The organism is Streptomyces prasinopilosus, from assembly GCF_001419695.1.
Taxonomy (GTDB): Bacteria; Actinomycetota; Actinomycetes; order Streptomycetales; family Streptomycetaceae; genus Streptomyces; species Streptomyces prasinopilosus.
In genome coordinates, this window is sequence record NZ_LIRG01000344.1 from 1 (window position 1) to 7,067 (window position 7,067).

A 7,067-nucleotide genomic window follows, 5' to 3' on the forward strand; every position below is an offset into this window, starting at 1 on the left:
GGTCGATGACTCGGCGGGAGGCGTCACGAGTTCCTCCCGGTGTCATCCGCGGCGCGCACGCCGGAGGGCGCGCCGCGTGAGGAGACCGACGCCCGCCGCCCCCGCCGCGCTCGCGGCGGCCAGGGCCACGCGGCGGCCCGCCGGAGAGGCGAAGGGGGCGAGGTCCCGGAGCCGGTCGAAGACGCTGAGCGGAAGGCCGCTCAGCGCGTTGCCCGGCGGACGCCGCGACACCGCGGGGTGAGGGTGGGTGGGCGCGGTGGCCCGTACGGCTTCCCAGGCAGCGCCGATCTGCCGCAGCCTGTGATCGCCGAACGTGTCACGAAGCCGGGGCAGCAGCTCGTCCTCCTCGTCGCGGATGTCCTGGGATATCAGGGTGAACGCCTGCCGGACCCACTCGGCGCGACGGGGATCACCGGGAGACTTCTCGACCCGCGCGATCAGCTCGTTGATCTCCTGGTGTTCCTGCTCGACCCGCGCGGTGAGATCCTCCCCGTCGGAGCTGATGCGCCGTAGCACGGGCCACAGCACGGTCTCCTCCGCGAAGGCGTGGCTGAACACCAACTGCACGATGTCCTGCCACAGGGCATCCCGCTCGCCCGGCGTGGTCTCGGCCGCGAGCCAGCGGTTCATCATCGTGTCGAGCGCCGCGTGATCACGGCGCTGGCGCATCAGGATGCTGCCCTCGCCCCCGAGCTGGACGGCGTTCTTCCCGCTGATCGAAGTCGTCATGGTGCCTCGTTTCCGGACGCGTCCTCGGTCCTCCGCGGAGTTCTCCCGCCGTCACCGGCGTCGGGCCCGCGTTCCTCGGGCCGCCGCGTGCCGTTCTCCTGCTCGGGAGGCGCGTTCCTTTCATCCGTGGTGTGCTTCACAGGGTGGAACGGTTCTTCGTCGTGCCGGGCGGCCGTGTCGGTTCCTCCCGTCACCCGGGGTCCCGGGTCCCCCGCTTCCGAGCGTCCTATCCGCTCGACACCGGTCGAGCGGGGAGCCCACCCGACGCGCGGGCCGGACGCACGGCCCGCCACCGAGCCGGCGGCTTTTGCCGTGCAGCGCGGCCGTCCCGCCGTCCGGGCCCTCGGTGTTCCGCGTCCGTGTCCATCGGCGGGCACGTGCGCGCTGCGGCCTGCCGGGCGACCCGGACAGGGCCCGGCTCCCGCTGACCGGGGGCGAGGTCGGGCATGTCCGCGCAAGCGCCGGTCACCCGGCGAGCGCCCCGGAAGCCGGAACGACCGGCTTCCGGGCAGAAGGAAGGAGGATGTTCATGTCCGCTCACGCCCGTGTCGCGGGAATGGCCAGGGAGCCGGTCCAGAAGGCCGCTCTGCTCGTAGGCCTGGTCTTTCTCCTGGTGGGTGTCCTCGGTTTCATCCCGGGCGTCACCACGGACTACGGCACGATGGAATTCGCCGCACACCACTCCGAGGCCAAGCTCCTGGGCGTCTTCCAGGTGTCGGTTCTGCACAACCTGGTGCACCTGGCCTTCGGCGTCGCCGGACTGGCGCTGTCCCGCACCGCCTCACAGGCGAGGCTCTACCTCCTCGGCGGTGGGGCCGTCTACCTGGTGCTGTGGCTGTACGGACTGATCATCGACCAGGACAGCGCCGCGAACTTCGTCCCCCTGAACACGGCGGACAACTGGCTGCATCTTTTCCTCGGCCTGGGGATGATCGCCCTGGGCGTCGTCCTCACCCGCGGCCGCGCCGCACCCCGGACCGCCGCATGACCAGGCCCTGAGGGCCCGGCCCGCGGCCCGCGGGAACCGGATCGCGGGGCCGCCGCCAGTGGACGAGCGGGGCGGCCCCGGAGAGACCGGGCCGGTCCCCGGGCCGCCCCGCTCCCTGCCGCCGCCCGACGCCGACCGCCCGCGCCCGGTCCCGCCACGACCCTCCCGTCGCCCGCCGTTCCCCCGCGGCGTCCACGCTCCCGGCGGCGGACCGAGGTCCGGTCGGCGTAGCCTTCCCCGGCCCTTCCCGGGGCACCCGTCCTCCATGAACACCCACGCACAGCACCCCGACCCCGAGCACCGCCGCCCGGACGGCGTGTCCGACACGACGGTCGAAGCCCTGGGCGCGCTGTCGAAGGCGCTGGAAACGGTGGAGCGGGCCCGCGGCGCGCTCTACACGTTCCACCAGCTGACCGGCACCGCCGACCTCGCCCTCGACGACGCGGTCCGCCTGCTCCGTGAGGCCGGCCACGAGGAGCAGGCCGACCGGGTGGAGCGCGAGATCCTCGGCCGCAACGTGATTCCGGGGCACTGGACCTTCCAGATCGTCGAGGCCTACAACGCCACGTACTACCGGCCCTTCCAGCAGACGGAGCAGGACATCCGGCAGGAGCTGGCCGAGGGACGCGACCACCTGTACGAGGCGGAGATGAAGGAGGCCCGCCGCACCCGGCACCACCCCGACCACACGGCCCGCCCCGCCACCTGACCCCGCTCGGCGACGACGGCCGAAGGGGGCGCGCACCCGTCGGCGGTCCCGAAGCCCTCCGGATCCGGTACCCCGGCGACGAGCGCGCGGGGGCCGTGCCGAGGGCGCCGCGGCCGTGGAGGGGAGGCGTCCCCGGGCCCCGTCCGCGGCCCGCGGGGGCGGCCGTCCGGCCGAAGCCCGCGGAACCCCGGGCTCCGTGGGCGACCGCCTTCCACGGCCGCGGGCACCTGGCCGCGGCCCGCCCGGCGGGGTGCCGGGCGCGAGGCGGGCGACGGACCCGGCCCGCTGCGGGGGGACGCGGAATGCGGAATACGGCGCCCGCCGACACCGTTGTCCCCCATGTCTGACATGCCTGAGTCAATGGGCTCGGGTGGTGGCGAAAGGAGCACCTCATGGCACGCAGCACTGCGCGGCCGGTCGTCAAGCTGAGGTCGACCGTGGGTACGGGAGTCACCTACGTGACCCGCAAGAACCGTCTGAACGACCCCGACCGGCTGGTCCTGCGGAAGTACGACCCGGTCGCCGGTGAGCACGTCCTCTTCCGCGAAGAGCGATGATCTCCGCCTCCGCCGCCCCTGCNNGGTCCTCACCGGTTGTCGACGTTCCGGTCGAAGTCCTCCGCGCACTGCCGCCGGTCGGCCTCGGTGCCGGCGTGCTCGACGCAGTCGGTGTAGTTCTTGAACTCGTCGCTGTTGAACAGGGCCGCGCCCACGGCCAGCAGCACCGAGGAGACGACGAGGACGAGCGCGCCGATCACCGCGCCGATCACGGACATCGTTCCGTTGGTGGCCAGGCCGCGCTTCGCGCGCCGGTAGCCGATCACGCCGAAGACCAGCGCCAGCAGACCGAGCACGATCCCGCCGACCACGGTCCAGAACAGTACGGCGCCGGCCAGCCCCAGGACGAGAGCCGTGATACCGAATCCGTTGCGGCGCTCACCCGGACCGGCGGGCCCGCCCTGCCGGCCTCCGTGGTGTCCTTGCATAGATGTCATGGTCGCTCCTTCCGTCCAGGACGGATCAGTTCTGCTCACGGCTTCCCTCGAGGGCCTTCCGGGTCAGGTCGGTGACCTGCCCGGACGGCGGTTCCTCCGCCTCCACGTCCGTACCGAAGTCGCTGAACTCCATGACGGTGCGCACCTTCGCCGACCGCGACGACGAGGACCGGTCCGTGGAACCCTCCTCCGCGGGGGCCTTGAGCGTCATGTCGATCTGCTGCCGCCGGATGCGGCCGTCGTCGTCGAGCCACACGTCCATCGGCAGCGTCGGACCGACCTGTCGCCGCAGAGTGGCGCCGTCGGGGAGTTCGGTGACGTCGACGGCGACCCGGTAGCGGGTGGTGTCCACCCCGCCGACCTCGGCGGTGCCCTCACGGGTGACGTCCTTGTCGTCGATGGCCTTGGCGAACGCGGCCGCCCGGGCCGGATCGTTCACGGACTGGTCCCCGACTCCCCGGTGTTCGGCCACCTTCCGCAGATCGATCCTGATCCACGGCTTGCCGTCCGGGGCCTCACTTCGGGGAAGCTTCTGGTAGAGCACCTGATCGACGACCCGCTGTTCGATGCGCCGGCCCTGCGCGCTGAGGGCCATGACGCTGTCACCGTCCTCCAGGTCGACGGTCCCCTTGCTGGTCGCCGTCATCGAGGTGCCGTCGGCCGACGTCCGCACGCGCAGCGTCACCCGTGCGGTGTCCTGCTCGGCCGTCCTGTCGTAGGCGGAGCGGACGGCCTCCGTGCCCTGCTCCCGAGCGCCGGAGCTCCCCTTGCCGGCCGACCGGTCCTCGCCGTCCGCGGAGCCACCGTCGTTGCCGCAGCCGACCAGCACGGTGCCGGCCAGAACACCGGCCACGACCGCCGTACCCACCCGGATGCTGCCACCTGGCCCGACCATGTGATGTGTCTCCTCTCAGGTGTGGTGCGCCGGCCCGCCGCGGTACCGGCATGGTGTCCCGGCTGCCCCTGTTTGCGGTGGAAACACTTTCCAGAACTGAGGTCTGACGTTGTGTCACTTCGTCTGCCGGGCTGAGGGCGCCCGGGCGCGGCCGCGACGGCGGGAGGGCGGGCCGCCGGCTTGCGGCCCGCCCTCCGGCGGCGTCCCGGTCGCGTCCGTGGCCCGGCAGGGGCGGTGTCAGTGGGCCAGCGCCTTGACGGCGGCCAGGTCCTCACCGGTCAGTTCCGCGATGCGGTGGGCCGGCACCCCGGCCGCCAGGGCGCGGACGAGCAGCGCCTCCCTGCCGTCCGTGTGGGAACGGTAGGCCAGCAGCTCCTCCTCCATCCGGGCGATGTCGTGCGGCGCGGTGTGCAGGTGCACGCGGCTCAGCTCCTCCTCCCCGAGGGGGACGGGCAGCCGCTCGGCATCCTCGGGAAGGGCCGCCGTCTCCTCGGGCGGCACCAGCCGGAGGTCGGGGGACGTCGCGGTGACCCCCTGCGCCTGCAGCCACGCCCGGACCGCGGGGGTCTCCATGCAGGCCAGTTCGCCGACGGCGGCGGGGGGCACGCCGAGCGTCACGGCCGTGCCGTTCAGCAGGACGAGATAGGCGTCATCGGTCATCCTCGGGTCCTCACGGAAGAAGTTCCAGTCCTGACGGCACCCCCTATACCCCTCATCGGCCCTCTCAGTACCCCTCCCGACCTGCTCGCGCCCGCCCACGGGCCGTGCGGGCCCGCGCACCACGGGGCGCGGCGGGCGGCCACGCCCCGGCGGGCGGCGGGCCGGCAGCCCGCCCGCCCCTCCGGTGGGGACGCGGAGCGCGCGGCCGGCCGTCGGCGTGGGTGAGCGGACGAGAATCCGCCGATCGGGTGGCGCCACGGGGGAGGGCTTCCGCCACCCGACAGGACTTTGCCTTCTCTTTGCAACCCGTGCCGTCGCCGCCTCGTCTCTCCGCACGATTCATGACCGAGCCCGCCGGGTCACCGTGCGGGCCGACCGAGGAAAGAGGGCGTTCCATGCGCCGAACCGTTTTCAGCGCCGCGGCACTCGCGTGCACCGCCGTGTGGGCGAGCGCGGTACCCGCTTTCGCCGACGACCCGGCTCCCGCCGCCGAGGCCACCGTGGTGCCGAGCGCCTCACCGGAGCCCGCCGGGGCCCCGGAACCGACCGAGGCCCCGAAGCCGACCGAGTCCCCGGAGCCGGCTCCGGCCGGGGAGGGGAGCACGGGCGGGGTCTCCGTCGTACCGAGCGGAGCACCCGACACCGGTGCGGTGCCGGAGCCGGCGCGGGCCGGAGCGGAGGCGGGGCTGATCGGCGGGGGTGCCGCCGCGGTGCTCGCCGCCGGGGGCGCGGCGGTCTTCCTCGTACGCCGGCGGGCGACCGGGGCATGACGTCGCTCTCCCGGCGCGCGTTCGTCACCGCGGCGGCGGCCCCGCTGCTCGCCGGCTGCGGTGGCGGCGACCGGACCGGCCGGGCCACGGCCGGACTCCGGGAGGGCCCCCCACCGCCCTCGCGGCCCGCGGCCGGGACGGCGCGCGCGCTCGGGCGTTCGGTCCCCGTCGGCCTGGAGATCCCCGCCATCGGGGTCGACACCCCGGTCATGCCGCTGGGGCTCGCCCGGGACCGCACCGTGCAGGTACCTCCGCTCACGGCCGACGACGTGGCGGGCTGGTACCGGCACTCGCCGACGCCGGGCCAGATCGGCCCGTCGGTGATCCTCGGACACGTCACGGTCGGCGTCCACGGGGACGGTGTCTTCCGCCACCTCGCGCGACTGCGCCGCGGCGACCTGATCGTGGCACGCCTGGAGAACGGCACGGCGGCGGTGTTCGCCGTCGGCCCGGTCCGGACGGTCGCCAAGGCGGACTTCCCGACGGACGCGGTCTACGGAGACGTGGACCGTCCGGAGTTGCGGCTCATCACGTGCGGCGGCCCGCGCACCGGTGAGGAGTACCGCGACAACGTGATCGTCTTCGCCACCTCGAGCCCGGCGGGTCCCTGACCCGCCACGGGAGTCCCGGGCCGGCCGGACGCCGGCCGGCCCGGGACCCTTTCCGCGTGTGGCACCGCGTCACCGGTGCCACCCCGACCATGGAGAGCATTGAAACGGTCCCGTGAGAAGGCGGCGTCCGAGCTGTTCGCCGCCCTCTACCCGCGCCTCGCCGGCTGGTGCCGACGACTGGTCGACGACGACGAGACGGCCCACGAGATCGCCTCGGAGGCGTTCACCCGGCTGTGGGCCCGCTGGACCTCCGTGGCGGAGCCGCGGGGCTTCCTCTACGTCACCGCGGCCAACCTCGTCCGGGACCACTGGCGCAAGCTGGAGCGCGAACGCAGAGCGGTGCACCGTGTCACCGCGGAAGCCGCCGTCCGCCCGCACGGCGAACCCGCCGACCCGTCCGTCCGCATGCTCGTGCAGTCGCTGCCGGAACGGCTGCGCGTCCCGATCCTGCTGCACTATTACGCCGACATGCCGATCCGGGAGGTCGCCGTGGTGACCGGGCGCAAGGAAGGGACCGTCAAGGCCGACCTCCACGCGGCCCGCGAACTGCTCCGCGCCCACCTGAGGAGAAGCCTTGATCACACACTCTGACGAGGGACCGGACTTCGAACCCGACGACCCCCTCGCCGTCATCCTGCGGCCGTCCTCCGAGTACCTCGGCCCGCCCTCCGGCCGGTACGAGGCGATCCGCCGCGCCGCGGCGCGGCGGAT

General features: G+C 73.8%; 10 protein-coding genes. 6 read left to right on the forward strand and 4 right to left on the reverse strand.

The annotated features are described in order from the left end of the window. Nucleotides 1-42: 42 nt before the first annotated feature. Nucleotides 43-729: a hemerythrin domain-containing protein gene (locus AOK18_RS15430; RefSeq protein ID WP_055694734.1), complete on the reverse strand. Its 687-nt coding sequence runs from the start codon at nt 727-729 to the stop codon at nt 43-45. 529 nt (nt 730-1,258) lie between these two features. Here AOK18_RS15430 and AOK18_RS15435 point away from each other — a divergent pair. From AOK18_RS15435 to rpmG, 3 genes are all read left to right on the forward strand, one after another. Next, nucleotides 1,259-1,717 (forward strand): DUF4383 domain-containing protein, encoded by a 459-nt coding sequence (locus AOK18_RS15435; RefSeq protein ID WP_055575112.1) that lies wholly within the window; start codon nt 1,259-1,261, stop codon nt 1,715-1,717. A gap of 265 nt (nt 1,718-1,982) precedes the next feature. Next, complete coding sequence (locus tag AOK18_RS15440) at nt 1,983-2,426, forward strand: hypothetical protein (RefSeq protein WP_055575110.1); 444 nt, start codon at nt 1,983-1,985, stop codon at nt 2,424-2,426. Between the two features lie 392 nt (nt 2,427-2,818). Next, nucleotides 2,819-2,983 (forward strand): 50S ribosomal protein L33, encoded by a 165-nt coding sequence (gene rpmG, locus AOK18_RS15445; protein ID WP_055575111.1) that lies wholly within the window; start codon nt 2,819-2,821, stop codon nt 2,981-2,983. Nucleotides 2,984-3,012: 29 nt separating this feature from the next. Here rpmG and AOK18_RS15450 read toward each other — a convergent pair whose 3' ends face one another. From AOK18_RS15450 to AOK18_RS15460, 3 genes are all read right to left on the reverse strand, one after another. Beyond that, the gene (locus AOK18_RS15450) at nt 3,013-3,420 is read right to left on the reverse strand and encodes a DUF4190 domain-containing protein (protein ID WP_055694736.1); all 408 of its coding nucleotides are present in this window, start codon (nt 3,418-3,420) and stop codon (nt 3,013-3,015) included. A gap of 25 nt (nt 3,421-3,445) precedes the next feature. Next, nucleotides 3,446-4,315 carry an SCO4651 family lipoprotein gene (locus tag AOK18_RS15455; RefSeq protein WP_055575039.1) on the reverse strand — a complete coding sequence of 290 codons (870 nt, stop codon included), beginning with the start codon at nt 4,313-4,315 and terminating at the stop codon, nt 3,446-3,448. 237 nt (nt 4,316-4,552) lie between these two features. After that, nucleotides 4,553-4,975, reverse strand: coding sequence for a DUF6003 family protein (locus AOK18_RS15460; RefSeq protein ID WP_055575131.1), 423 nt, complete (start codon nt 4,973-4,975; stop codon nt 4,553-4,555). Nucleotides 4,976-5,370: 395 nt separating this feature from the next. Between AOK18_RS15460 and AOK18_RS15465 the strand changes: the two genes are divergently transcribed. The 3 genes from AOK18_RS15465 (at nt 5,371) to AOK18_RS15475 (ending at nt 6,947) form a co-directional block, all read left to right on the forward strand. Continuing rightward, nucleotides 5,371-5,745, forward strand: coding sequence for a hypothetical protein (locus AOK18_RS15465; protein ID WP_055694737.1), 375 nt, complete (start codon nt 5,371-5,373; stop codon nt 5,743-5,745). Next, nucleotides 5,742-6,356, forward strand: a complete 615-nt coding sequence (locus AOK18_RS15470) for a class F sortase (RefSeq protein ID WP_055694738.1) — start codon at nt 5,742-5,744, stop codon at nt 6,354-6,356. Before AOK18_RS15465 ends, AOK18_RS15470 begins: the two co-directional genes overlap by 4 nt. A gap of 99 nt (nt 6,357-6,455) precedes the next feature. Beyond that, entirely contained in the window at nt 6,456-6,947 is a 492-nt protein-coding gene (locus AOK18_RS15475) for an RNA polymerase sigma factor (protein WP_055575128.1), read from the forward strand. Nucleotides 6,948-7,067 lie beyond the last annotated feature (120 nt).

What these genes read in the sequence shown, in the direction of transcription:
- AOK18_RS15430 (WP_055694734.1), bottom strand. Translation starts at nt 729, where the DNA reads ATGACGACTTCGATCAGCGGGAAGAACGCCGTCCAGCTCGGGGGCGAG.
- AOK18_RS15435 (WP_055575112.1), top strand. Translation starts at nt 1,259, where the DNA reads ATGTCCGCTCACGCCCGTGTCGCGGGAATGGCCAGGGAGCCGGTCCAG.
- AOK18_RS15440 (WP_055575110.1), top strand. Translation starts at nt 1,983, where the DNA reads ATGAACACCCACGCACAGCACCCCGACCCCGAGCACCGCCGCCCGGAC.
- rpmG (WP_055575111.1), top strand. Translation starts at nt 2,819, where the DNA reads ATGGCACGCAGCACTGCGCGGCCGGTCGTCAAGCTGAGGTCGACCGTG.
- AOK18_RS15450 (WP_055694736.1), bottom strand. Translation starts at nt 3,420, where the DNA reads ATGACATCTATGCAAGGACACCACGGAGGCCGGCAGGGCGGGCCCGCC.
- AOK18_RS15455 (WP_055575039.1), bottom strand. Translation starts at nt 4,315, where the DNA reads ATGGTCGGGCCAGGTGGCAGCATCCGGGTGGGTACGGCGGTCGTGGCC.
- AOK18_RS15460 (WP_055575131.1), bottom strand. Translation starts at nt 4,975, where the DNA reads ATGACCGATGACGCCTATCTCGTCCTGCTGAACGGCACGGCCGTGACG.
- AOK18_RS15465 (WP_055694737.1), top strand. Translation starts at nt 5,371, where the DNA reads ATGCGCCGAACCGTTTTCAGCGCCGCGGCACTCGCGTGCACCGCCGTG.
- AOK18_RS15470 (WP_055694738.1), top strand. Translation starts at nt 5,742, where the DNA reads ATGACGTCGCTCTCCCGGCGCGCGTTCGTCACCGCGGCGGCGGCCCCG.